Origin of the sequence: Chitinophaga sedimenti (assembly GCF_023156195.1) — a bacterium.
In the GTDB taxonomy this organism is placed as follows: domain Bacteria; phylum Bacteroidota; class Bacteroidia; order Chitinophagales; family Chitinophagaceae; genus Chitinophaga; species Chitinophaga sedimenti.
In genome coordinates this window covers 1571368-1593974 of record NZ_JAKUKA010000001.1, presented here as the reverse complement: position 1 = coordinate 1593974, position 22607 = coordinate 1571368, and the positions used below count along the sequence as shown (strand labels likewise).

Below are 22607 nucleotides of genomic sequence, written 5' to 3'. Positions count from 1 at the left end.
CAATGAAATTTCCTTTTATATTGATGGTGACGGGAGCGCTGTGTGTACAGGCAGCGAAAGCCCAGTTCAAAGTGGTGGGCTACATCAGGAATACGGGCAGCATGGTCCGCGATATGCAGGCGATAGACCTGGGCAAGGTAACCCACCTGAACGTAGCGTTCATCAACCCGGACACCCTTGGCAATTTCCGCGACATAGCTTCGCTGGATACGGTCGTGCGCATCGCGCACGCACGGAACATCAAAGTACTGTTATCCTGCGGCGGCGGCAGCCGCCAGGCATATTATCATAAATTGTTGTCGGCGCCTTATCGTCCGCAGCTGGTGGCTAATTTCATCGCATTTGCCGATAAGTATAAGTTAGACGGGATCGATATTGACCTGGAAGGCGATGATATAGACGAATACTATGAAAGCTTTATCACTGAACTAAGACTTGCACTTACGCAGCGTAATATGCTGCTGACAGCGGCGGTGGCGTATTATACGCGTAAACGTATCACCGATAAAGCCCTGAACAGTTTCGATTTCATCAATATGATGGCTTACGATAAAACCGGCCCCTGGCGACTGACCGACCCTACGCAGCATTCTCCCTTGTCGTATGCGCAGGATCACCTCTCGTACTGGCGTAAGGAGCGCGGCCTGTCGAAAGACAAACTCGTGATCGGCGTACCGTTCTATGGTTATGGTTTTGGCCCTTTGCCGGACACGAACCGGTTATTCCGCTCCATGGTGTACAAAGACATCATCGCTCAATTCCCGGGTGCCGAGCAACGCGATGAGGTGTCATTACCGGGCAACGGCGGAACGGTGTTTTATAACGGCAAACCTACCATCCGTAAAAAGACGGAACTGGCCGTAAAAAACGGTGGCGGTATCATGATATGGCATTTAATGGCGGATACCGGCGACGACAACTCGCTACTGAAAGTAATTCATGAAACAGCATATGCAAAAAGAAGAAATAGCCGACTGTTGTTGCTGGCGGTGTTGCTCCTTGCATTTCTGCCGGGGCGCGCACAACATGACTTCCGCATCAAAGGTTTTCATCTCGATCTGCGTATACAGGTGATGCCGATGCCGGCCCTGCGCAACTTCGCACTGGAGCTGAGCAAAAATGGCATCAATACGCTCGTGATGGAGTGGGAAGCCAGTTATCCATACGAAAAACATGCGGTTATATCCAACCGGTATGCGTACCAGCGCGGGGAGATTACCAGTTTTGTCCGGTATTGCGATAGCCTCGGCATCGATGTAATTCCCCTGCAACAGAGCTTCGGGCATGTAGAGTATATCCTGCGGCACCCGCGGTACAAGGAGTTGCGCGAGGACAAAGAAGACTTTTCGCAGGTGAATCCTATCCGCGAAGCGCAGTGTAAGGCCTTGTTTACCGATTTGTTTAAAGACATGATCAGCACCCATCGCTCTAAATACTTTCACATTGGCGGCGATGAAACCTACCTGCTCGGTCATGGCGAAGAATCAAAAAGAAAGTGGCCGCCGTGGGCAAAGGCCGGCTGTATGGCGATTATATCAAAATGCTGTGCGAAACCGTGGTGTGTTTAGGTAAGATACCGGTAGTATGGGCGGATATCGCGCTCAAATACCCGGACGCGCTGGAAGGTTTGCCCAAAGAAACCGTGTTCGTGGACTGGAACTATGGCTGGTCGCTCGACCGCTTCGGCGACCATCAAAAACTGATGGAAAGCGGCTTCGAAATATGGGGCGCTCCGGCCTTGCGAAGCGCGCAGGATAATTATTTCCTCACCGACTGGCAGAAGCACTTTAACAACCTGCACAGCTTTGTTCCCGATGCGCGCAGGCTGGGTTATACGGGGATGATCATGACCTCATGGTCTACCAGCGGCATCTACTCCCGCGTGAAAGATTCTCATAGTGAAACGGAAGACCTGTATGCGATACGACGCGTGTACCCGCTCAGCGGTTTCGACATGTTGGTATCCGCTTACTTTGCGAGCCTGCGTCAGCAGGAGGGAATAGTGATCGCCGATTTTGTGCGGCAATATGCCAACAGGCAATATGGCTTTACACCACAACAAGCTACCGTTTTCTGGAATGCGCTGAAACGCGCCCCGCTCGAAGTTGTTCAGGGACAAGTGCAAGGCAGCAGCATTAACGCGCTGATTGACAGTGCCCAACTTTCCAATACTGAATTAAAACAATTAAAGCCTTTGCGTAATGCAGCAGCTTATGCGCATTACCAGTTAATGAGCGATATCCGTATGTTTTACCTCCGTTGCATGCAGGTGGAAATACAGCTGAACGACAGCAACTATACGCGCGACAAAGCCCCGGCATTATTGGCTGCGTTGCGTACACTGCAGCCCGAAGTATTGAATAAACGCTTTGCCGCATTGAACAGGGGTTGGCTCTATCCGGCGGAAATAGCGGAGGAAAACCGGGTGCGTAACATGCGCTATTATCAACTTAAAAATAAGATTGGCCATGAACGCGCTCAGTAAACGCAGTGCTACCATCTCGATCATCATCGTGGCGGGATTGTTCTTCATCTTCGGGTTCGTTACCTGGGTGAATGCCATCCTGATCCCGTATTTCAAGATTGCCTGCGAGTTGAACAATTTCCAATCGTACCTGGTCGCTTTTGCCTTTTACATTGCCTACCTGGTGATGTCATTGCCGGCAGCCCGACTGCTGAAGCGCATCGGCTTCAGAAAGGGCATGATGACGGGGTTCTGGATCATGTCGCTCGGCGCATTCATATTTATTCCGGCAGGCATGAACCGCCTGTATCCCTTGTTCCTGGCCGGCTTATTCACGATCGGGATGGGACTGGCCATTTTGCAGACGGCCGCGAATCCGTATATCACCATTTTGGGCGATAAAGAGCGGGCGGCGCAGCGCTTCAGTATTATGGGCATCTGTAATAAAGCAGCAGGCATTATTGCGCCCTTGTTGTTTGCAGCGGCCATTACACGTCCGACAGATAAAAGTTTATTTGCGCAGTTAGCCGGCATGCCCGACCAGGAACGGCTCACAGCGCTCGATGAGCTGGCGCACCGCGTGGTAACACCATACGCAATCGTAGCCGTGCTGTTATTCCTGCTGGGCGTGCTGGTGGCCAATTCACCCTTACCCGAAATTGATACGGACAACGAGGCGACGGACGGTACTAAACAAAGTGTGCTGGATTTTCCCCACCTGGTGCTGGGCGCATTTGCGATATTCTTTCACGTAGGTTCGCAGGTGATTGCGGTAGACAGCATTGTAAACTATGCTTCGGGGTTGGGCATGCCATTCCTGGAGGCAAAAGTCTTTCCCTCTTATACATTGACGGCTACGATCGTGGGCTACCTGCTGGGCATCACCTTCATTCCCAAATGGCTTTCGCAGCTGCATGCGTTGCGCATCTGTACCGTGTTGGGCGCTATGCTCAGCGCGTTAATATTGGCGGTGAGGGGAGATGTTGGATTTCTTGGGCATCGTACCGACATATCCGTTTGGTGCATTGTGCTGCTCGGGTTCGCCAACTCTATGATCTGGGCCGGTGTATGGCCGCTGGCGCTCGACGGCCTCGGGCGGTTCCTGAAAACCGGGGCATCGCTTTTAGTAATGGGACTTTGCGGTAATGCGATCATGCCGCTTCTATATGGCTATTGGGCCGATCATTACGGTTTGCGGGAAGCTTATTGGGTTTTACTGCCATGTTATGCTTACCTGATTTTTTATGCTTTTTACGCGTACCGGCTTCGCAGCTGGCGCCGCACAAATTCCGCAATATGAAATACCTGAAAATATTCAACGGCTCCATCCTCACGCCACACCGCACCATTAACGAGGGTTGCCTGGTGGTGACCAACGGTAAAATAGCAGAGGTGAGCGACCGGAACATCGAAATACCCGGCGCCCGGGAAATTGACGCCCGCGGACAATACATCGCACCGGGTTTTATCGATATGCACGTACATGGCGGCGGTGGCCACGACTTCATGGACAATACACCGGAAGCCTTTCTCGCGATCGCGAAAACCCACGCCGCATACGGTACTACAGCACTTATGCCCACCACGCTGAGCTGCGAACGGCAGGATTTGCTGGATACGCTGGACACCTACGAAATCGCCGACGCGCTGAATACCGAAGGCGCACAGTTTGTGGGCTTACACATTGAAGGCCCGTATTTTTCCATAAATCAGCGCGGCGCACAGGATCCCCGGTATATCCGTAATCCCGACCCGGAAGAATACTACGAGATATTATCCCGTTCCAAACATATAAAACGCTGGAGCGCCGCTCCCGAACTGGAAGGCGCGCTGGATTTCGGTGCGGCATTGACCAAACGCCAGATACTACCTGCCCTGGCGCATACGGATGCGATTTATGAGGAAGTGGTGATGGCCTACGAAAAGGGCTACACGCACGCCACGCATTTTTACTCGTGTATGTCCGGTGTGTCGCGGCGCGATGCGTTCCGTTATGCAGGGGTAATTGAAAGTGCCTACCTCATTGATGCCATGACCGTGGAGATCATCGCGGATGGCATTCACCTGCCGGCGCCTTTGCTGAAACTCGTTTACAAGATAAAGGGCGCCGACCGCACCGCATTGATCACCGACGCCATGCGGGCAGCAGCCATGCCGGAAGGCCCGTCTATTTTAGGTGGATTAAAGAACGGCACCCCGGTAATCGTGGAAGACGGTGTGGCGAAGATGCCTGACCGCACCGCCTTTGCAGGAAGCGTTGCCACGGCAGACCGCCTCGTACGCAATATGATCCGGCTGGCAGATATTCCCTTGCGCGACGCCGTGCGCATGATGAGCGAAACACCCGCATCCATCCTTCGTTTGCAGGACCATAAAGGTTCGCTGGTAAAAGGCAAAGATGCGGATATCGTGATCTTTAACGACAACATAGAAGTTGACGGCACCATTGTGAACGGCAATATTGTTTACCTGTCGGACGAAAGCCTGGCGGCTGTTTAACACAAAAACTATTCAATGACATACACGTTTAATGCTGAGACCTTACAGGTAATGATCTATGCCAACCGGCGTGAAATGGGCGCTGCCGCGGCTACAGCGGCAGCTACCCGCCTCCGGGAATTGTTATCACGGAAAGAAGAAGTAAATATGATTTTTGCCGCGGCGCCATCACAGAACGAGTTCCTGGCGGCGCTTCAACAGGCGCCTGATATAGACTGGACAAGAGTGAATGCTTTCCATATGGATGAGTATATTGGTCTGGCCGCCGATGCGCCGCAGGCTTTCGGCAATTTTTTGAAAACGCGTTTGTTCGATGCATTGCCTTTCCGGAAGGTACATTATATCCATGGCAGCACGCGGGAGGCGTACACCCGCTTACTGGTCGAATACCCGACGGATATTGTATGCATGGGTATCGGCGAAAACGGGCACATCGCCTTCAATGATCCGCCGGTAGCGGACTTCAACGATCCTGCCTTAATTAAAGCGGTAGAACTGGACGCTGTTTGTCGGCAGCAACAGGTCAACGACGGCTGTTTCGCGCAGTTATCAGATGTACCCACGCATGCGCTGACATTAACGATTCCGGCACTGATGAAGGCGGACTACCTGTTTTGCATGGTACCGGGCCCAACGAAAGCAGAAGCGGTACGTAATACCATCCATGCACCGGTGGTGGAGCAATATCCATCTACCATCTTAAGAAAACACCCGGCTGCCATTTTATACCTGGATGCGCAAAGCGCCAGCCTGCTTCAACCCGAAAACGCCTGACATGGAAGTTCCGTTTGTACCTTTCGGGGATAAGCCCACACCAGTGGCGGCGGGCACGCAGCTGGACTTACTACCGGCGGTCCCCATCGCCTGTAATCCATGGCCGCAGTATGCACACAAGGTGCAAGCCGCATTTACACTGGCGCATAGCGGTGATGCCTTGCTGCTCAAGTATTATATAAGCGAGAGCCATGTTACCGCGGCCGCGGCACAGAACGGGGATATTCATAAAGACAGTTGCGTGGAGCTGTTCATTGCCTTTGGCGAGGACGGTAACTACTACAACCGGAGTTTAATTGCCTGGGCTGGTTTAAAGCCGGCTACGGCCGTAACCGGGAAGCGCGGTCGCCCTTACCGGGCGCGGTAGCGGAGCTGGTTACCAGCAGCACGACGATCAGCACCGGCAGCCGGGAAGGAGAGAAGCTGTTCCAGTGGACATTAACACTGGTGATCCCGGTGAACGTGTTTTGCTATCACACCATTGAAGACCTCGGCGGCCACCATGCCCGGGCTAATTTTTACAAATGCGGCGATGACCTTCCCGCGCCGCACTTCCTTACCTGGAGCCCTGTGCGGGCGGCGATACCGGACTTTCACCGGGAAGCGGATTTTGGGAAGATCAATTTTCTTTAAACCACATATTGTATGAAAATAATGTTCCTTACACTGCTGGCAGCGGCACTGGGTTTAACTTCTCCAAAGGAACCGTGACCAGGTTCTCCGGTTATCTTTAGCAATCATCATCCACGAATTCAAATATGAACCGCTATCTCGCTCTTGATGTATTGCGCGGCCTGACGGTAGCGCTCATGATCGTTGTAAATACGCCGGGTGACTGGAACGCCATTTACGCGCCTTTCAGGCACTCGGACTGGCACGGCTGCACGCCAACAGATCTTGTATTTCCCACATTCCTGTTCGTGGTGGGCAATGCACTCAGCTTCGGCATGGGTAAACTCCGGCAATTATCGCATACCGCATTTTTGATAAAAGTAGGTAAACGCAGTTTGCTCATATTTCTCATCGGCCTGTTATTAAATGCGTTTCCTTTTATCAGTTATGTTGATGGGCAGTATGTATGGAAAGATCTGTTGGCTACCCGCCTCTGGGGCGTATTGCAGCGCATTGCCGTTTGTTATGGCGTGGCGGCGCTCCTCCTCCGTTATGTTTCTCCAAAAGGGGTGATAGCTGTAACAGCCCTGCTGCTCTTCGGCTATTGGTGGCTACTCTGGCAATTCGGTGACTACACGCTCGAGGGGAATGTTATCGGCCGGATTGACCGGCTGTACCTTCCCGAAGCGAATATTTACAGGCATTATCATTTCCCGTTTGATCCTTTGGGTTTGCTCAGCACGCTGCCCGCTATCGTTAACGTGATTGCCGGGTATTGGTCGGGCCGGTACCTGCAGCAAAAGGGCGCCTTATTACTCATGGGAGGCTGTGGCTTGCTGCTGGTGGTGACCGGCGCCGCCTGGGGAACGATTTTCCCGATCAATAAAGCATTGTGGACGAGTAGTTACGTGGTATACTGCACCGGCTACGACCTGCTGCTGCTCGCCTTACTGGCCTGGATTACAGGGCCCCGCGGCCTTAAAAGGTGGACCTATTTCTTTGAAGCATTCGGGAAAAATCCGCTGTTTATCTACATCGTAGCCTGGGTGGTCGTTGTGTTGCTTGGCCTTTTCCGTTGGAAAGGGCCGTTGTACAAGTATGTATTTACCAGCTGGTTGCCGCCGGAAATGGCTTCGCTGGCATTTGCGGTGCTGTATATGTTAGTGATGTGGGTGATCGTGTGGCGGATGGATAAAAAAGGACTTTACGTGAAGGTGTAAGCTACAAACCCTCCACCAACGTTTCATACAACTTCACCTTCAGCTCTTCTAACGACACATCCTGCCTTAACACACCATCTTCCGCGTACGAAATCGTTCCGCGCTCCTCAGAGACACAGATCGCCAGGTTGTCGCTATGTTCGGTGATGCCCACCGCAGAACGGTGACGCATGCCGATACGGGTAGGCAGGTTGGGGTTTTCAGACAGGGGAAGGATCACTTTGGCGGCCAGTATCTTGTTGCCCACGATGATCAGGGCGCCATCGTGTAACGGCGCATTTTTCTCGAAGATGCTTTCTATCAGTTTAGCGCTTACGTTACCGTCGATCGGAATGCTGGACGCGGTATCGAACTTAACACGATAGGTAGTGGCCAGCACGATCAGCGCACCGGTCTGGCTCGCTGCCATGTGGCCAACGGCTGTGATAATTTCATTGATGATATGTTCCTCCTCCTTGTAACTCTTGAACTTGTCTGGCAGGAAAAGTTTGGTCAGGAAGCTGTCTTTACTCAGCGGCGTTTTTTTACCCAATACCAGTAAAAACTTCCGGATTTCGGGCTGAAATATGATGATGATCGCGATCAGTCCCACGTTGATAAAGTTCTGCAACACCGTGGTAAGGATCGGCATTTTGAGCGCGCGAACCAGAAAATACGCAGCGTATATGCAAAGCAGTCCCAGGAAAATATTAAAAGCGAGGCTTCCTTTCAGCAGCCGGTAGAGTTGTACGATCAGGAAAATAACAATCAGCAGATCCAGTATATGCAGCCATCTAAAATTATATCCCCAGAAATTAATCACGTCCATATTGTAAATGTAACAGATTTTAGTCACGCGAGCGATGTGCGCCCGCATATTGCATGATCCTGATAACTTCGGCGGCAGGCTTAACGTCGTGTGCGCGCAATATCGCCGCGCCCTGCTGCAGGGCCAGGGTATGCAGTACGGTAGTGCCATTCAGCGCCTCTTCCGCGGTCGTGTTCAGCAGTTTATAAATCATTCCTTTGCGGCTCACGCCCGCAAGGATGGGGGCGCCCAGCATTTCCGGGGCATGCAGGCCGTTCAGTAGCTGGTAATTGTGTTCCATGTTTTTGGCAAAGCCGAAACCGGGGTCGATGATCATATCTTTTATGCCGGCCTGCCGCAGCGTTTCCATTTTCCGGATAAAGTAATCCAGCACTTCCTGCACTACATCGTGATAACGGGCTTCCTTTTGCATCGTTTCGGGATGGCCTTTCATATGCATGGCCACGTACGGTACGTTCAGCCGTGCCACGGTGGGGATCATCTGTTTGTCGAGCTCCCCGGCGCTAATATCGTTTACGATAGATGCGCCCGCCAGTACGGCCTTTTCGGCCACGGAAGCGAAATAGGTGTCCACCGAAATAATGGCTTCGGGATGGTGATGAATGATGGCGTGGATCGCCGGTATAACCCGGCTGGCCTCTTCCTCCTCGCTCACCTGCACGGCGCCGGGACGGGTGCTTTGTCCGCCCAGGTCCAGTATAGCAGCACCTTCCGCCAGCAGTTTACCCGCACGCTCATTTACCTCATGCAAACCATGGCTGCGGCTGCCCGCAAAGAAAGAATCTTCATTTATATTCATAATGCCCATGACCACAGGCGTGGACAAGTCGAGCAATTTGCCCCGGCAATTGATGGCGTGTTTCATGTACGGATCGAGTTAAACGCTTATCACAATTATACTGAATACTGTGTGATTTGTCCCTGAATGATGTATTTTTGAAAATCATGCAGGCGTAATATTGCCGCAAATGTAATTGATTAGCAATTATTTCAAACTAAAAAGCATTGACAAAAACGACCCGGGATACAGCAGCGCAATATGCGCAGGTAGTCAACACCTGCAAAGATACATTCGTAAAAAGGCCCGCGACTACGGTACTTCCTGGCGTGTATTACGCCCGATTTCCATCGTGGACCAGATCTTTATCAAAGCGCAGCGCATCCGCACCATCCGGGAGCTGGGCGGAAAACAGAAAGTAGACGATCATATCGATGGCGAATTTGCGGCCATCGTCAATTATGGTATTATCGCACTGCTCCAGATGGAGCTGCCCAATGATCCATATACAGATATTCCTGCCGATGAAGTAGCCCGGTTGTACAAAGCTAAAGCCGATTTCATCCGCGGGGTAATGGAAGCCAAGAATCACGATTACGGCGAAGCATGGCGCGATATGAGCCAGGAATCGTTTGTAGACCTGATTCTGACCAAACTGCTGCGCATTAAACAAATATTGCGCAACGATGGTAAAACCATCATATCCGAAGGCATCGACGCCAACTTCGTAGACATTGTAAACTACGCCATCTTCGCCCTCATCAAAGCGGGAGAGGCCGGCGGCAAACTATAACTATCCAACCATGAAGCTTATCCTAAACCTGTTCAGAATTATCGTTGGGGTGCTGTTTATTTTTTCGGGACTCATCAAGGCCAACGATCCACTGGGACTCAGTTACAAAATGGACGAATTCTTTGAAGTACTGCACCTGTACTGGCTGGTGCCTTACTCGCTCGTCTTCTCAATTTTGATGAATGCCTTCGAAATCATCGCCGGTGTGGCGGTACTCGTCGGTTACCGCATGCGCATCTTCTCCACTTTGTTATTGGTATTGATTATCTTCTTCACCTTCCTGACCGGCTTTGCGCTGTTCAGCGGGCTGATTAAAGAATGCGGCTGCTTTGGCGACTGTATCAAACTGGAAGCGAAAGAAAGTTTCTGGAAAGATGTGATCCTCACGGTGATGATCGTTGTCATTTTCATTTACAACAAACAGATCAAACCGTTATTCAGTGCAAAGATATCTGTGATCATCCTGGCCCTGGCAACCGTTTTCTCGTTCGGCATCCAGTGGTACACGCTGAAACACCTGCCGATCGTTGACTGCCTGCCGTTTAAAGTGGGCAACAACATCCCGGACAATATGAAAATTCCCGCCGGCGCCAAACCGGACGTGTATAAAACCGTACTGATTTACAAGAAAGACGGTAAAGAACAATCGTTTACCGAGGATAATTACCCCTGGCAGGACAGCACCTGGGAGTATGTAGATCGTAAAGACGAACTGGTACAGAAGGGGAATGCGATTCCTCCGATCAAGGACTTCGCCCTGAAAGATTTCGATGGCGGCGACTTTACACAGGCAATTTTATCTGAAGGCACCACGGTGTACCTGTTCCTCGTGAAGAATGTGGAAGATGCGGGTTCGGGCTGGGAAAATAAAATCAAATCCCTGGAGAAACTCGCGGCGGCAAAAGGCTTTTACATCTATGGTGTTACTTCGTCCAGCAAAGAAGCGGTGGAGAAATTTAAACAGGAAAGAGGCATTACCTTCCCCTTTATGCAGATGGATGGCACCACGATCAAAACGGCCGGTCGCGCCAATCCTACGCTGATGGAGCTGAACAAAGGCACGATCACCGGGAAATGGCACTATAACGATATTCCAACTTTCAGCGCGAACTAATCACACATGGTACGCTTTATTCTCAGGAAACTTTTTTACGGACTGCTGGTGCTGCTGGGCGTTGTAATGGTCGTCTTCTTCCTTTTCAACGTATTGCCCGGTGACCCAGCCCGTTTAACCCTGGGACAGCGTGCGGACGTGGCCTCGCTGGAAAATGTGCGCCGGGAGCTGCACCTCGACAAGCCGCTCCCGGTGCAATTCCTGTTGTACCTGAACGATCTTTCCCCGCTGGCCGTGCACGAAAGGGCAGAAGCAGAAAGCGCCCTCAATTATGTAACGCTCTTTAAGATGGGCGGCGACCGGATTTTTGTGCTGAAAACGCCCTACCTGCGGCGCTCTTACCAGGGTAAAAAGATGTGTGGGAGATATTGACCGAAGCGCTGCCCGGCACACTCACCTTAGCGCTGGCCGCTATCCTGTTCGCCACACTGGCTGGTATCTTCCTCGGTATTGTATCAGCCGTAAAACAAAACACCTGGATGGATACCAGCGCGGTATTTGCCAGTGTGATCGGTATTTCGGCCCCTTCCTTTTTTACAGGCATTGTACTGGCCTACGTGTTCGGCTTTGTGCTCACCGATTATACGGGGCTGCACATGACCGGCAGCCTGTACGACATTGATCCCTTCGCCGGCCGCATACTCAACCTCCGCAACCTGGTGTTGCCTGCCATCACGCTGGGCATCCGCCCGCTGGCCATTATCGTACAGCTCACGCGCAGCGCTATGCTGGACGTATTAAGCCAGGACTACATCCGTACCGCCAAAGCCAAAGGCCTGCGGGGCAACGTGATCCTGTACAAACACGCCCTGCGCAACGCCCTTAACCCCGTCATCACCGCTATTACCGGCTGGTTCGCGGAACTGCTGGCGGGTGCGTTTTTCGTGGAGTACATCTTTGGGTGGAAAGGCATTGGCAGTAACCGTAGACGCGCTGGAGAAATTTGACTTCCCGGTAGTAATGGGCGCCGTCCTGTTTACGGCGGGAATCTTCGTGGTTATCAACCTTCTGGCAGATATATTGTATAGTATTGTAGATCCACGCATCAAAATGGCATAATACCTTACATATGGAACAGCACATTGTAAAACTGCAGTCCGTTACCCCGGTGACACACGACGTTAAACGCTTCCGGGTCGAAAAGCCGGAAGGATATGCCTTTTCGCCCGGACAGGCGACCGAAGTAGCCATCAACAAACCAGGCTGGGAGAACGAGCGGCGACCATTCACGTTTACTTCGCTTAATACCGATCCTTACCTCGAATTTACGATCAAGGGCTACCATGACCATGATGGCGTAACGCATCAACTGCACCAGTTGTCGGAAGGCGACGAGCTGATTATTCATGATGTATGGGGCGCGATAGCATATAAAGGCCGCGGCTATTTTATTGCCGGTGGAGCAGGCATTACGCCGTTCCTAGCAATATTAAGACAATTGCGAAAGGATGATAAACTACTGGGGAACACCTTGTTCTTCGCCAATAAAACTGCTGCAGACGTCATCTGTGAAGATGAACTGCGCGACATGCTGGGCGCGGAGGCGCATTTCATCCTCAGTAAAGAAGAGAAAACCGGCTATGGCCATGCACGGATCGATCAAACCTTTTTAAAACAGCATGTGGCGGACTTTGACCAGTACTTTTATGTATGCGGTCCCGACCCGATGATTGCTGAAATCAATAAACACCTCGAAGAACTGGGCGCAAAAACCGAAGTGCTCGTGTTCGAAAAATAGCTGCGGCTACCTGACTATGAAAACCTACCTTACTGGCGGCAATCTCCGGGGCAACACCCGCGCCATTGATGCCCCGTATAAATTCGGCAACTTTATTGATGATGGCTTATTAAAAAAAAAAGCGCCGCCCCGTAGAGCGACGCGATTTTTCTCATATACAGCGTCTATTATTCCTTGATGAATTTCCGCTGCTCGCGGCGTCCCCGCCTTCGATCTGCAGGATGAACAAGCCTTTATGAAGGCCTGATACATCGGCTTCGTACAGCACTGGCTTCACGCCATTGATCGTGCGGTGCGTTCTGCCGCTGATATCCGTAATAGAAATGCAGTAGGCGCCTGCCGGGAGGGCGCGCAAGTCTACATACAACTTGTTTTTAACCGGGTTAGGGTACAGGTTGATGGGTTTAATCGCTTTCGGTGTTACTGGTTTATATGCCAGGTCGCTGCCGCGGAGCAAACTACCGCCCGTACCGCCCTGTACCATCCAGATCCAGCGGTTGGTGGCGCTGTCGGTCCCAACGAGGCTGAAGCAGCTATCAACCGTGACGTAGTTATGCCCGGCGCCGGCCTGGAACGTGAGCCGTTTGTCGCCGCTGAGTGCATCGTACAGGAATTGGGAGGCGATGGGCGGATTCGTACCGCTCGAATCCGAAGCCCCATGCCATACCCAGTGCCGGCCGTTTGCGCTGGCCGCTGTAAGGGGCGCGTAGTCTGTAAACCAGCTGCCCGCTACACTGATCGTAGTGGAGAATATACTCCTGTAAGGACTATTATGCGTCTGGTCATTGATGATGTAGCCCCACATACGTCCCACACCACCGCTGATGCCGGCAATGTGAAACTTGCTGTGATCGCTGGTATCAAGACCAACCGTATTGGCGAAATAGTGATCCAGGTCTGCCGCATACCCCGGCAGCCAGTAGCCGCTGTTATAAGGAAGCGCGAATATCTCCCATGATATGGTCGTATCGGGCGAATTCGTACTGCCGTTCCAGTTAAGCCCCAGGTCTCTCAGCATCTTTTGCGGTGATTCCAGTTGATAATTGGTGCTATCATACGCCGCATCCCCTGGAATACGATGAGCACATGTCGTTCGCCACATACATCCGACCGGAAATAGCCATGGTCGCGGCCATTAAAGCGCCAGTTAACCTGGGTGCCAGGCACATAACCCACAGGACCGCCGCCATAGTCACAGCCCGGAGGGGGTGTTACAACGGTGTCTTTGCGTACCATCCATAACCAGCGGTTGGTCATAGTATCCCTGCCGGCGAGCGACATGCAGCTGTCCCACGTAAGAGAATCGTGCCCGGTGCCGGCCTGGAAGGTCAGGTGTTTATAGCCACGCAGGTTATCGTACAACCCCTGTGAAGCCGCGGGCGGTGTCCAGGGCCATACATCGGCTGCACCGTGCCATATCCAGTGGCGTTTACCTTCGCTGGCGGCGTAAATATCGGGGCGACCCACCCACGTAGTCGATTGATTGATCGTTGTTGAAATAATATGGCTATACGGGCTGTACTGGTTCCAGTTATTGGTGATAAAGTCCCATTGCCGGCCCACACCGCCGCTGAAACCCACTGTGTGAAACCGCCAGTGTTCGGAGGTGTCTATGGGTGCAATATTGGCAAAAAAATAGTTGATATCGGTGTGTACGTTCGCGAAGTTCCAGCCCGGGTTGGGAATCGTAAACACTTCCCAGATGATGGTGTCGCCAGGGGCGCGTACCGTACGGCCGTCCCAGTTAATGCCGCCGTCTTCCAGCAGCTTCTGCGGCACTTCCACCGTGTAGTCGTAGCAGGCATATTGCCCGTCGCCGGTAAACGACAGCAGGATGTGCCTTTCACCATTGCCGGCCGCTTTAAAGTAGCCATGCTCGCGGCCGTTGAAGGTCCAGCACGTTTGAGTGCCGGGCACATAACCAGCAGGCTGGGCAAACGCGGTGACGGTAAACAACAATGTAAAAAGATAAAGAGTAAGGATCTTTTCATGCAGGGGATTTTAAAAGGGTTAAGATGGCGGAGGGGTTTCCGGGTGTAAAAGAAGCCTTTACAGATGGCGATTGCAATAACACGAATTGGGGAATGCACTGAGGTGGGAGGTCAGTGGTGGGGTGAGATGGTCTATAGCCAAAGGGAGACGGTTATCGTCTCCCTTTGGCCATCAGTTTACATTACAACCGGGAACGCCGATATCCTTAACCGCGCCCCGCCCATAGGCACCAACACCAGCGGGGTCACCGCTTCTTCCGTTTTCACAGGACTCTGCGGCAACACGCCCGTTAATCCGTATTTATCAATGCCCCACGATGGGATCTTTTTACCTTTTGCTTTCAAGGTGATCGGCGCATTCGTATTCGTAAACGGATTATCATCCGCAGGCCATGACTTACGCACTACTTCAAAAGATGCGGCGGGATCCGCAGCGTTTACGATCAAACCATAGTTCCAGTCGGAAGCAGGCAGGATCTCGAACGAAGGCCACTTCGCGGGATCCGCGCCATCTTGCCAACGGGAGTCGCCGATAGCGGTGGCTTTGCTGTCCTGCTGCACATAATTTTCTTTAATGAGCAACGAATAGGTGAGTGGCCCGTAATTCACGCTGATGCTGTTTTTGTTCCGCTCCCAGGTGCGTACGCTCAGCGTCATCGGGAAGCGAAGAGCGATCTTATCGTCGGTTTTCCAGGTTTGCTGTACGCGTATGTAACCTTTAGCTACCGGTGGAAGCGTAACCTTTTTACCGTTGACCGTCAGCTCAGGGGCCGCACACCATGCCGGTACACGGAAGTACAAGGGGAAAGCGACGGGTTTGACAGTGCTGAGTGTTATCGCAACATTTTCATCGAAAGGATACTTCGTGGTTTGTGACAACTTCACTGCTGCGCCATTGCCCACTTTGGCTTTTACTTCATTATCAAAATAGAGCTGTGCGGCAAGACCGTTATCCGGCGTGGCCATCCAGGCATATTCGGAGTAGTATACCCAGCCCGCTACGTGATTGTGCTGGCAGCAACGGCTGCTGAAAGGGTTCATCATCAAAAAGGACCGGTATTATCAATGCCGGGATGATGATTCTTACTATCACTGATGCTCATATTCGGCGCGGTGAGGTAACGGAGCGCGCGGTAGTCCGGCATAAAGGCGGCGGAGAACGTGTTAAACGCTACATCCTCTGCATTGTCCGCCCAGGACGGATCACCGGTAATAGCGAGCAGCATGTTGTCGGACGTCATCTGCTCTACCAGTCCGCAGGTTTCCACGGCCTGGCGGGGATCGTCGTATCCTTTGCGTGCATTTTCATCGGCGCCGAACATCCCACCGGGTACCTGGCCGTAGATGTAACGCATCAACTTAAAATTATTATAAGTAGCGTCGGTGTCGGCCGATTTACCGCTCTGCTGCGCGTATTGCGCCGGCTCCCTGAAACACTGGGCCACGTTAACGTTGTGCCAGTTGGGAAGGTTGTCCTTTTGACGCCAGTTCGCCGTATTCCTGTCTATTTTAGTGGCCAGGTCCAGCAGGAACTTATCGCCGGTGCGGTTGTACAGCCAGTAAATGCTATAGATATTATCCCCGCCGCGGCTGTTTTCCCAGTAATCTTCCAGTAACTTATCGTCCGGGATGCTCAGTTGCCATTTGAAGTATTTGCTCATCAGGTCCAGCACGCGTTTGTCGTTGCTGAATTCGTAGTACGACTGTAAACACCAGAGCATTGGCATATTGGTCCACAGATCCCGTTTGCCGGCGCCCTTTTCTACATCGGGACCAAAGTCGCCGTTCCCGCGCTGGTTCTTTAAGACCGCTTCGAGCCAGAACTTCGTTTCGGCGATCATCTTCGGATCTTTCAGCACATACCCGATGTTGCCGTAGCCTTTAAGCCAGTAGGGAAGCTCCTCCCAGCCATACTTGCCTTTGCCGTCCTTATGCAGCCAGGCATTATCCGTTTTAGACAGCCAGACGCTGATCTCACCAAGGTTGCCGGTGAGACCGTCGCGTTGCATTTCCAATGCCCGGTGCAGCCATCCGCGTGGGCTAACACTGGCCACTGGGAGTTTGGTAAAATATTCCGCCTGTAACGGCGCTTTATTAGTGACGTAAAAACGGTTCGCCGTGTTGTTGGCTGGACGGTCTACAACGCTTACCTGCTGTGCTTTTACAGATGATGCACAAAGGAGCAGCAGCACGTGGAGGTTCTTTAACATGCGCTAGTTAATTTTTTCTTTTGTAACAGGAAGATAGGCAGCCTGCTTAAAAGGCGACGGTTTTGGGATGAGCGGCGGTTTCCAATCCACCTAACCCCTTAAAAATCAATCTTCTTTAAAAAAGTTTAAAAAAGTTACTAATTTCTGTAACAAACGAATTTACCCGTCGTCTTCTTAGTACTATGTCATTAGAACTGTTTCTTTCCCAGGTAATGCCCGTAAAGCCAAAGCTGCTCCGCTTTGCTTACCGCCTGCTGGGCAATGAGGAAGACGCTAAGGACATCATCCAGGATGCGTTGATGAAAGTGTGGCACCATAAAGAAAGGATGAATGAACTGCAAAACCTCGAAGCCTGGTGCATGCGCATCACCCGCAACCTGGCCCTGGACCGCATGAAGTCAAAGAAGTTCCAACCGGCGGACGATCTGGACCATGTGCGTGAACTGCCGGCCGCCACGCGGAACCCGCATGCAAAGATGGAGCAAAGCGATACGATGAAAAAAGTTCATCAGGTCATACAGTCGCTGCCTGAAAAATACCGTACCCTCATCCAGCTAAGGGATATGGACGGTTATGCTTACCAGGAAATTGCCGATATCCGGAAATTGATATCAACGATGTGAAAGTGAATTTGCACCGGGCACGGAAGACGGTGCGTGAACAGTTACAAAACATGCATGTATATGGATTACAATAAAACAAGAGCCCTGCTGGCCAAATATTGGGCCTGCGAAACAACGGAAGAAGAAGAAGCGCAGCTGCGCCAGTTCTTTGCCACCCATACGGACGCACTTCCCGAAGATCTCCGCGAGGCAGCTCCCATGTTCCAGTATTTCCATGCCGCCGCCAATATGGAGCTGGACATGCCCGAACTGGATGAAAGCCTCTTTACAGAGCAGGTCATAGAAACTAAAACAGCGAAAATTATCCGCCCCTTCTGGCAGGATTGGATGAAAGTAGCTGCCGTAATTACCATGGCTTTCGGCTTAGGTTATTCCATTTCGCAGTTCGAAACCAAAAAAGAAACCGTAGCCCTGCGCACCGATACGTACGACGATCCGCAGAAAGCATTCGAGGAAACACAACGCGCCCTGAAACTCATCGCCAAAAACATGAACAAAGGCACGCGTCAGATGGAGAAACTCGCTTACTTCAACGAGGCTACTGAAAAAGTACGCGACAACTAAGGCCGTTCTAGAACCAATATAAATCAGACTTTAAAAATTAAACAGCAACAACATGAAAAAGATAGTAATGCTGCTCGCCTTTACCTTCGCCACAACAGCTTTGTGGGCGCAGAGCAGTATCGATAAATTTTACCAGAAATACGCCAACGACGAGAGCTTCACGGTGATCAACATCACGCCGAAAATGTTTACCATGTTTAGCAAGATAGACGCCAATGATCCCGATGCGAAAAAGGTGATGACCGTTGCCAAAAAGCTTACCGGCCTTAAAATCCTGGTGAACGAAGGAGGCAAAGACGCGAACCGTTTATTCCGGAAGCAAACTCCTTTTATCCAAGGATTTTGAAGAACTCATGACCATCAAGGATAAAGAAACAAACCTGAAATTCATGGTGAAAGAAAACTCAAAAGGCAATATAGCCGAACTGATCATGCTGGTAGGCGGTGACGAATTCGTAGCCCTGACCATCACCGGCGACATTAGCCTGAGCGAGATTTCCAACATCGCGAAAGACATGGACATCTCCGGGTTCGATAAACTCAGCCAGGTAGATAAAGCACCTAAAAAGAAATAATCCTTATCCAACAGCGCCGCGGTTCCTGCATTACCGCCATTCTACAGGGACTGCGGCGCTCTACCAAAATCCTCCTGTATGCTTAAAAACTAACTGCTTTCAGTATCGCCCTTTTTGCCGGCATGCTGCTCGTAACCCAAACTGCCAACGCACAATCCGCGCTGCTCCGCGACTTCCGTAAATCGTACTGGGGTAAAGGCGAAACCTTCACCATCGGCCTCGGCTTTGTGCCTTTACGTATGGCTGGCGTGTTCATCGGTAAAAACGCTTTCGAGGGTGAGGGTCGCCAGGTAAAACGCCTGCTGCGCAAAATCAAAAAGATCCGCATTCACACCATCGAAGGTGCATCTATTGCTACAGAAGATGTGGCGCAACTGAAAGCCGATCTCGTTAAGAAACGCTTTGAGCCCCTGATGGAAGTGCGGGACAAAGGCGCCCGCGTGGAAATTATGAGCCGCGGCAGCGAAAAGAAACTCGGCAAGGTAGTGATGCTTGTACAGGAGGAATCCGAAATGGTCATGGTAGCACTTAACACCCGCATCAGCATGGACGACCTCGCTAAAGCCGCGAAGTACTTCAAAGATCTCGATTAAGTACACTTTTTTCAATCATGATAATAAAGTATGCCCGGCGTTTCTGCGTCGGGCTTTTTTATTGGCATCAGCCGCAATTATCACTCATATCAACCTTTCCGGATCATTTAACATGGTATGTAAACCTATTCCAGGATTAGACCCTCCTTTAGGCATCCTAGGTTCATCCTAGGTTCATCCTAGGTTCAAGGTAGGTTCGGGCTAGGTTCGCAAACCTAGCTTTAACGAACGGTTAACGAACAATCAACGAAGGATAAACGTAGTATGCCTAAACCTTTCATATTCTATGGCTATTTCCACGAACGTATTATTAATGGCCCTTTCGGGCTCCATCGCCGATCAGTTTACAGTGAGAAACTATAATGGCAAGGCAGTCGTTTCCAAAAAGGTAGGCAAACGCGAAAAGCCCGCTACCGAAAAGCAGGAGGACAATGAAGACTTTTTTAAGCTGGCGAACCAGGTGATAAAGGAGCGCTATGCCAACCTCCAAACGCGTTTTGAAGCGCAGCTAAGGCTGAAGGTGCCGTCGGGACGGCCACTGTACCGGGCCATGCTGAAGGAATTCTACAAAAAGGAGGGAGCGGATTACAAATAGCATCAACCAGGAGGGATCGACCAGCGGGGCCTGGGAGAGGGGGCTTATTTAATAATTACTTCCCTGATGGCCGGTTCTTCCAGCATTTCGTTGACGAGTTTGAGAATTTTGTCTTTGGAATACATCAGCTCCTGTTTGAGGGGACCTACGGCGGTAGTGATAATGAGTTTGCCGTCGATAAGGGCGATGCTTTGTGTGTAGCGTGCGATGGTTTTCCCCATGAGCTGCTCCCAGTTTTCCTGTACTTTCACCTCCAGCAGTCTTGGTTTAAGACGGCTTTTGTTCAGATAATCCCGGAGGGCGTCGCCCATGCTAGTAACTCCATATCGCATGGAGCAAAAGTACGCTTTTTTACATGTGGATAAGCTGAATAATATCCCCATCGGCGCCAAATGCCGCGAGGAGTCGCTCGGCATGCGTGTCGGTAATAAACACCTGTCCGTATCCGTCGCTCTTTACCAGGTTAATGAGGCGCGACACCCTGTCCTGGTCCAGTTTCTCGAATACATCGTCGAGCAGCAGGAGGGGAGGAAACTGCTTGTACTGCCGGATCACCTCGTATTGCGCCAGCTTGAGGGCGAACAGGAAGCTTTTCCGTTGTCCTTGCGAAGCGCTGGATTTCATCGGGTGGCCGTTGAGTAAAAACTGCAGGTCATCCCGGTGTACACCGGCCGACGTGCGTTGCAGGGCCTTGTCTTTTAACTGGTTATGAATGAGTTGCCTGCGAAAGTCGCCATCCAGCAGGTGGCTCTGGTATTTAATATCCACCACTTCGTGGGTGCCGGCCAGGTAATCGTACAACGCCTGTACGCGGGGAATGAACGGCCCCAGGAAGGCCTGGCGGGCTTCGAACACGGGTACGCCATGTTCGGCCAGCTGATCGTCGAATATTTCGAGCAAGGCGTCCTGGTTCTGACCGGTTTCGGCAATGGCCTTGAGGAGGCCGTTTCGCTGCAGCAGTACTTTCTGGTAGGCGATAAGGTGCTCCAGGTAGCCGGGATGCAGTTGCGAGAGCAGGGCATCCAGCCACCGGCGGCGCTCTTCGCTGCCCCCGAGAATGATCTCGGCATCGTCCGGCGCGATCATGACGGCCGGAAACTGACCGATATGGCGGGAAAACTTATCGTAACTGTCGTCGTTCAGCGCCACGTCCTTTTTGCCGTCTTTGAGAGTGCACACTACTTTATCTGCCTTTCCCGGGCGCTCCAGCTGCCCTTCGAGCCGGAAGCCGTTGGTGTGGTACAGCACGTTCTGCGCTTCGGTGCTGGAAAAATAGCTCTTGGTAAAGCAGAGATAATATATGGCGTCCAGCAGGTTGGTTTTACCGGAGCCGTTACGCCCGGTAATGCCCACGATGCGCTTTTCGAACCCGAAAACGTTGCGGGTAGTTCTTAAACTGTACGAGTGATATTTTCCTGACCTGGAGCAAAATGAGCGGCGCTTAAATGAACAATATGCAAAAGTGCTTGAATTTGACGAATTTGCATAATTTGACAGGAATAGTAATTCATATTACATTTTTAGGATTTTCCTGTTATATTTGCGGACAAATTTAGAAACTAGTGCAAACTAAAAAGGTTAAGGACGTGAAGACGAAATTCACCAAGGAAACTTACTTATACTGGTACGAATTGATGCTGTTGCTGCGTCGTTTCGAGGAAAAATCCGGCCAGTTATACGGTATGCAGAAGATACGCGGTTTCTGCCACCTGTACATTGGCCAGGAAGCTATTGCTGCAGGCGCGATGACAGCGACCCGCCCGGAAGATAAATTTATCACCGCTTACCGCGACCACGCGCTGGCGATTGCTAAAGGTATTTCTGCGAAGGCATGTATGGCGGAACTGTATGGTAAGGCAACAGGTTGTTCGAAAGGTAAGGGTGGTAGTATGCACTTCTTCTCACTGGAGCACAACTTTTTGGCGGCCACGGTATCGTAGGCGCACAGATTGGTACAGGCGCAGGTCTGGCTTTTGCTGAGCAATACAAAGGTACCGACAACGTAGCCCTTTGCTTCTTTGGCGATGGTGCTGCCCGTCAGGGTATGCTGCATGAGACCTTTAACATGGCCATGCTGTGGAAACTCCCGGTGATCTTTATTTGTGAGAACAACCGTTACGCGATGGGTACTTCTGTAGAACGTACCTCTAACGTACTGGACATCTATAAACTGGCAGACGCGTATGAAATGCCGGCCGACTCTATCGACGGTATGAGCTGCGAAGCTGTACACGAAGGCATTGACCGTGCGGTGAAACGCGCCCGTGAAAACGGTGGTCCGACCCTCCCGGAGATCAAGACTTACCGTTACCGCGGTCACTCGATGAGCGACCCTGCCAAATACCGTTCTAAAGAAGAACTGGAAGAGTATCGCGATCAGGACCCGATTACCCAGGTGCTGAAAGTGATCCAGGCGAACAAATGGGCTACAGAAGAAGAAATTGAAGCGATCAATGAGCGCGTGAAAGCAGAGGTGGAAGAATCCGTAACATTTGCGGAAGAATCTCCATGGCCTTCCGACGACGAATTACTGAAAGACGTGTACGTACAGCAGGATTATCCTTTTATTGTTGATTAATACCATAAAAGCAAGGTTGACGGTGTTCGCATGGACGTTCGTCAACCTTCTTTTTATTTATAACAATCCTCACGGAAA

Annotated in this window: 24 protein-coding genes and 3 pseudogenes; 19 read left to right on the top strand and 8 right to left on the bottom strand. The window is 51.4% G+C overall.

Features of this window, described 5'->3' with window-relative positions; genetic code table 11:
* Positions 1-2: 2 nt before the first annotated feature.
* The 7 genes and pseudogenes from MKQ70_RS09070 (at position 3) to MKQ70_RS09040 (ending at position 7569) form a co-directional block, all read left to right on the top strand.
* Positions 3-1568 (top strand): glycosyl hydrolase family 18 protein, encoded by a 1566-nt coding sequence (locus MKQ70_RS09070; protein WP_248070074.1) that lies wholly within the window; start codon positions 3-5, stop codon positions 1566-1568.
* Complete coding sequence (locus MKQ70_RS09065; protein ID WP_248070072.1) at positions 1505-2485, top strand: glycoside hydrolase family 20 protein; 981 nt, start codon at positions 1505-1507, stop codon at positions 2483-2485. Before MKQ70_RS09070 ends, MKQ70_RS09065 begins: the two co-directional genes overlap by 64 nt.
* Positions 2469-3764, top strand: coding sequence for a sugar MFS transporter (locus tag MKQ70_RS09060; protein ID WP_248070070.1), 1296 nt, complete (start codon positions 2469-2471; stop codon positions 3762-3764). Before MKQ70_RS09065 ends, MKQ70_RS09060 begins: the two co-directional genes overlap by 17 nt.
* Positions 3761-4963 carry an N-acetylglucosamine-6-phosphate deacetylase gene (nagA, locus tag MKQ70_RS09055; protein WP_248070068.1) on the top strand — a complete coding sequence of 401 codons (1203 nt, stop codon included), beginning with the start codon at positions 3761-3763 and terminating at the stop codon, positions 4961-4963. The genes MKQ70_RS09060 and nagA overlap by 4 nt, the downstream gene beginning before the upstream one ends.
* Before the next feature lie 15 nt (positions 4964-4978).
* The gene (locus MKQ70_RS09050; RefSeq protein ID WP_248070066.1) at positions 4979-5737 is read left to right on the top strand and encodes a glucosamine-6-phosphate deaminase; all 759 of its coding nucleotides are present in this window, start codon (positions 4979-4981) and stop codon (positions 5735-5737) included.
* Positions 5697-6370 (top strand): annotated as a pseudogene (locus tag MKQ70_RS09045) (carbohydrate-binding family 9-like protein). Before MKQ70_RS09050 ends, MKQ70_RS09045 begins: the two are co-directional and overlap by 41 nt.
* A gap of 125 nt (positions 6371-6495) precedes the next feature.
* Positions 6496-7569 carry an acyltransferase family protein gene (locus MKQ70_RS09040; protein WP_248070065.1) on the top strand — a complete coding sequence of 358 codons (1074 nt, stop codon included), beginning with the start codon at positions 6496-6498 and terminating at the stop codon, positions 7567-7569.
* A gap of 1 nt (position 7570) precedes the next feature.
* On the opposite strand, the gene MKQ70_RS09035 is transcribed toward MKQ70_RS09040, so the two are convergent.
* Together MKQ70_RS09035 and folP are read right to left on the bottom strand one after the other, a co-directional pair.
* The gene (locus tag MKQ70_RS09035; RefSeq protein WP_248070062.1) at positions 7571-8377 is read right to left on the bottom strand and encodes a diadenylate cyclase; all 807 of its coding nucleotides are present in this window, start codon (positions 8375-8377) and stop codon (positions 7571-7573) included.
* Positions 8378-8396: 19 nt separating this feature from the next.
* Positions 8397-9242 carry a dihydropteroate synthase gene (folP, locus tag MKQ70_RS09030; protein ID WP_248070060.1) on the bottom strand — a complete coding sequence of 282 codons (846 nt, stop codon included), beginning with the start codon at positions 9240-9242 and terminating at the stop codon, positions 8397-8399.
* A 109-nt stretch (positions 9243-9351) separates the two neighbouring features.
* Here folP and MKQ70_RS09025 point away from each other — a divergent pair, with 109 nt between their 5' ends.
* The 5 genes and pseudogenes from MKQ70_RS09025 (at position 9352) to MKQ70_RS09000 (ending at position 12800) form a co-directional block, all read left to right on the top strand.
* Entirely contained in the window at positions 9352-9948 is a 597-nt protein-coding gene (locus tag MKQ70_RS09025; RefSeq protein ID WP_248070058.1) for a DUF1599 domain-containing protein, read from the top strand.
* A 10-nt stretch (positions 9949-9958) separates the two neighbouring features.
* A complete protein-coding gene (locus tag MKQ70_RS09020; RefSeq protein ID WP_248070056.1) occupies positions 9959-11062 on the top strand; it encodes a BT_3928 family protein in 1104 nt (367 codons plus the stop codon).
* 6 nt (positions 11063-11068) lie between these two features.
* A complete protein-coding gene (locus MKQ70_RS09015; RefSeq protein ID WP_248070054.1) occupies positions 11069-11434 on the top strand; it encodes an ABC transporter permease family protein in 366 nt (121 codons plus the stop codon).
* Between the two features lie 107 nt (positions 11435-11541).
* Positions 11542-12121: pseudogene (locus MKQ70_RS09010) on the top strand (ABC transporter permease).
* A gap of 10 nt (positions 12122-12131) precedes the next feature.
* Positions 12132-12800: an FAD-binding oxidoreductase gene (locus tag MKQ70_RS09000; RefSeq protein ID WP_248070051.1), complete on the top strand. Its 669-nt coding sequence runs from the start codon at positions 12132-12134 to the stop codon at positions 12798-12800.
* Between the two features lie 151 nt (positions 12801-12951).
* Here the strand turns inward: MKQ70_RS09000 and MKQ70_RS08995 are convergent, their stop codons facing one another.
* From MKQ70_RS08995 to MKQ70_RS38040, 4 genes are all read right to left on the bottom strand, one after another.
* Positions 12952-13818: a T9SS type A sorting domain-containing protein gene (locus MKQ70_RS08995; protein ID WP_248070049.1), complete on the bottom strand. Its 867-nt coding sequence runs from the start codon at positions 13816-13818 to the stop codon at positions 12952-12954.
* Complete coding sequence (locus MKQ70_RS08990) at positions 13812-14759, bottom strand: hypothetical protein (protein ID WP_248070046.1); 948 nt, start codon at positions 14757-14759, stop codon at positions 13812-13814. Before MKQ70_RS08990 ends, MKQ70_RS08995 begins: the two co-directional genes overlap by 7 nt.
* Before the next feature lie 209 nt (positions 14760-14968).
* Positions 14969-15835, bottom strand: coding sequence for a glycoside hydrolase family protein (locus MKQ70_RS38045; RefSeq protein ID WP_282456302.1), 867 nt, complete (start codon positions 15833-15835; stop codon positions 14969-14971).
* Positions 15835-17001: a beta-L-arabinofuranosidase domain-containing protein gene (locus tag MKQ70_RS38040; protein ID WP_282456301.1), complete on the bottom strand. Its 1167-nt coding sequence runs from the start codon at positions 16999-17001 to the stop codon at positions 15835-15837. The genes MKQ70_RS38045 and MKQ70_RS38040 overlap by 1 nt, the downstream gene beginning before the upstream one ends.
* Positions 17002-17183: 182 nt before the next feature.
* Here MKQ70_RS38040 and MKQ70_RS08980 point away from each other — a divergent pair, with 182 nt between their 5' ends.
* The 6 genes from MKQ70_RS08980 (at position 17184) to MKQ70_RS08960 (ending at position 19951) form a co-directional block, all read left to right on the top strand.
* Positions 17184-17624: a GFO_1088 family ECF-type sigma factor gene (locus MKQ70_RS08980; protein WP_248070045.1), complete on the top strand. Its 441-nt coding sequence runs from the start codon at positions 17184-17186 to the stop codon at positions 17622-17624.
* A gap of 60 nt (positions 17625-17684) precedes the next feature.
* A complete protein-coding gene (locus MKQ70_RS08975; protein ID WP_248070043.1) occupies positions 17685-18188 on the top strand; it encodes a PG0215 family putative anti-sigma factor in 504 nt (167 codons plus the stop codon).
* 52 nt (positions 18189-18240) lie between these two features.
* Positions 18241-18534, top strand: a complete 294-nt coding sequence (locus MKQ70_RS38035) for a DUF4252 domain-containing protein (RefSeq protein WP_282456300.1) — start codon at positions 18241-18243, stop codon at positions 18532-18534.
* A 7-nt stretch (positions 18535-18541) separates the two neighbouring features.
* On the top strand, positions 18542-18763 hold the full coding sequence (locus MKQ70_RS38030) for a DUF4252 domain-containing protein (protein WP_282456299.1): 222 nt from the start codon (positions 18542-18544) through the stop codon (positions 18761-18763).
* A 122-nt stretch (positions 18764-18885) separates the two neighbouring features.
* Positions 18886-19356, top strand: a complete 471-nt coding sequence (locus MKQ70_RS08965; RefSeq protein WP_248070041.1) for a DUF4252 domain-containing protein — start codon at positions 18886-18888, stop codon at positions 19354-19356.
* 286 nt (positions 19357-19642) lie between these two features.
* Positions 19643-19951 (top strand): hypothetical protein, encoded by a 309-nt coding sequence (locus tag MKQ70_RS08960; RefSeq protein WP_248070039.1) that lies wholly within the window; start codon positions 19643-19645, stop codon positions 19949-19951.
* 44 nt (positions 19952-19995) lie between these two features.
* On the opposite strand, the gene MKQ70_RS08955 is transcribed toward MKQ70_RS08960, so the two are convergent.
* The gene (locus MKQ70_RS08955; RefSeq protein WP_248070038.1) at positions 19996-20262 is read right to left on the bottom strand and encodes a DciA family protein; all 267 of its coding nucleotides are present in this window, start codon (positions 20260-20262) and stop codon (positions 19996-19998) included.
* Between the two features lie 40 nt (positions 20263-20302).
* The gene (gene recF / locus MKQ70_RS08950; protein ID WP_248070036.1) at positions 20303-21304 is read right to left on the bottom strand and encodes a DNA replication/repair protein RecF; all 1002 of its coding nucleotides are present in this window, start codon (positions 21302-21304) and stop codon (positions 20303-20305) included.
* Positions 21305-21585: 281 nt separating this feature from the next.
* On the opposite strand from recF, the pseudogene pdhA reads away from it, so the two are divergent.
* Positions 21586-22529 (top strand): annotated as a pseudogene (gene pdhA / locus MKQ70_RS08945) (pyruvate dehydrogenase (acetyl-transferring) E1 component subunit alpha).
* The last annotated feature ends 78 nt before the right edge of the window (positions 22530-22607 follow it).

Bases quoted from the DNA above. Each gene is read 5' to 3' on its own strand.
- folP (WP_248070060.1), bottom strand. From the start codon at position 9,242: ATGAAACACGCCATCAATTGCCGGGGCAAATTGCTCGACTTGTCCACG.
- MKQ70_RS09060 (WP_248070070.1), top strand. From the start codon at position 2,469: ATGAACGCGCTCAGTAAACGCAGTGCTACCATCTCGATCATCATCGTG.
- MKQ70_RS08965 (WP_248070041.1), top strand. From the start codon at position 18,886: ATGCTGCTCGTAACCCAAACTGCCAACGCACAATCCGCGCTGCTCCGC.
- MKQ70_RS09040 (WP_248070065.1), top strand. From the start codon at position 6,496: ATGAACCGCTATCTCGCTCTTGATGTATTGCGCGGCCTGACGGTAGCG.
- MKQ70_RS08955 (WP_248070038.1), bottom strand. From the start codon at position 20,262: ATGGGCGACGCCCTCCGGGATTATCTGAACAAAAGCCGTCTTAAACCA.
- MKQ70_RS09020 (WP_248070056.1), top strand. From the start codon at position 9,959: ATGAAGCTTATCCTAAACCTGTTCAGAATTATCGTTGGGGTGCTGTTT.
- MKQ70_RS09000 (WP_248070051.1), top strand. From the start codon at position 12,132: ATGGAACAGCACATTGTAAAACTGCAGTCCGTTACCCCGGTGACACAC.
- MKQ70_RS09050 (WP_248070066.1), top strand. From the start codon at position 4,979: ATGACATACACGTTTAATGCTGAGACCTTACAGGTAATGATCTATGCC.
- MKQ70_RS08960 (WP_248070039.1), top strand. From the start codon at position 19,643: ATGGCTATTTCCACGAACGTATTATTAATGGCCCTTTCGGGCTCCATC.
- MKQ70_RS38040 (WP_282456301.1), bottom strand. From the start codon at position 17,001: ATGTTAAAGAACCTCCACGTGCTGCTGCTCCTTTGTGCATCATCTGTA.
- MKQ70_RS08980 (WP_248070045.1), top strand. From the start codon at position 17,184: ATGTCATTAGAACTGTTTCTTTCCCAGGTAATGCCCGTAAAGCCAAAG.
- MKQ70_RS38035 (WP_282456300.1), top strand. From the start codon at position 18,241: ATGAAAAAGATAGTAATGCTGCTCGCCTTTACCTTCGCCACAACAGCT.
- MKQ70_RS09070 (WP_248070074.1), top strand. From the start codon at position 3: ATGAAATTTCCTTTTATATTGATGGTGACGGGAGCGCTGTGTGTACAG.
- MKQ70_RS08975 (WP_248070043.1), top strand. From the start codon at position 17,685: ATGGATTACAATAAAACAAGAGCCCTGCTGGCCAAATATTGGGCCTGC.
- MKQ70_RS38030 (WP_282456299.1), top strand. From the start codon at position 18,542: ATGACCATCAAGGATAAAGAAACAAACCTGAAATTCATGGTGAAAGAA.
- MKQ70_RS08995 (WP_248070049.1), bottom strand. From the start codon at position 13,818: ATGCTGAGAGACCTGGGGCTTAACTGGAACGGCAGTACGAATTCGCCC.
- MKQ70_RS38045 (WP_282456302.1), bottom strand. From the start codon at position 15,835: ATGATGAACCCTTTCAGCAGCCGTTGCTGCCAGCACAATCACGTAGCG.
- MKQ70_RS09035 (WP_248070062.1), bottom strand. From the start codon at position 8,377: ATGGACGTGATTAATTTCTGGGGATATAATTTTAGATGGCTGCATATA.
- nagA (WP_248070068.1), top strand. From the start codon at position 3,761: ATGAAATACCTGAAAATATTCAACGGCTCCATCCTCACGCCACACCGC.
- MKQ70_RS09015 (WP_248070054.1), top strand. From the start codon at position 11,069: ATGGTACGCTTTATTCTCAGGAAACTTTTTTACGGACTGCTGGTGCTG.